Here is a 667-nt window from a genome sequence, read left to right as displayed (position 1 = left end):
CCCTCGAACTCCGCCAGCCACTGCACCGCGAGCTGGGGATCCTCAGTGGTTCGGGTGACGTGGCACCACTGCTTCTCGGTCACCGCGTCGAGGAGTGCCTCGCGGCGGATCCGGAACGGCTGCTTGAGCAGTGAGGTGTCGCCGGACGCGAGTGCGTCGAAGCCGATGAAGTGCGCGGGCGTCTGCTCCGACAGCATCTTGATGCGGCTGGCAGCGGGATGAATGCGCTGGCTCAGCGACTCCCAGTCCAGCCGGGTGCGTCCGCCGAATTCGCGGGGGACGACGATCTCACCGTCCAGCACGCATCGCGGCGCCAGCTCGTCGCGCACCGCCTCGACGACATCGGGGAAGTAACGGCCCAGGTCCTTACCGCTGCGCGAGAGCAGTACGACCTCGTCCCCGTCGCGGAACACCAGGGATCGGAAGCCGTCCCACTTCGGCTCGTACGACCACACACCCGCCTCGGGCGGGACCGTGGCCTGAGCCTTGGCCAGCATCGGTTCGAGCGGCGGCATCACGGGCAGGCGCATTCGGCCATTGTCGCAGTGCCGTCCGCGCTGAACCGGCGATGACATTTCCCGGTGTCGACGGTCAGAAGTGGCGTGGACGCAATAATGGGCGGGGTGGACCTTCCCGTAACGCCGCCGCTCGAACCGATGCTGGCCAA

General features: G+C 67.6%; 1 protein-coding gene. It reads right to left on the bottom strand.

The features are described 5' to 3' along the window. The coding region (locus A5698_RS15610; protein WP_502688933.1) for an ATP-dependent DNA ligase at positions 1-530 on the bottom strand (530 nt) is incomplete at its 3' end. Positions 531-667: the final 137 nt, after the last annotated feature.

The organism is Mycobacterium sp. E136 (assembly GCF_001666865.1).
Taxonomy (GTDB): Bacteria; Actinomycetota; Actinomycetes; order Mycobacteriales; family Mycobacteriaceae; genus Mycobacterium.
This window is presented reverse-complemented; position numbering and strand designations above follow the sequence as displayed.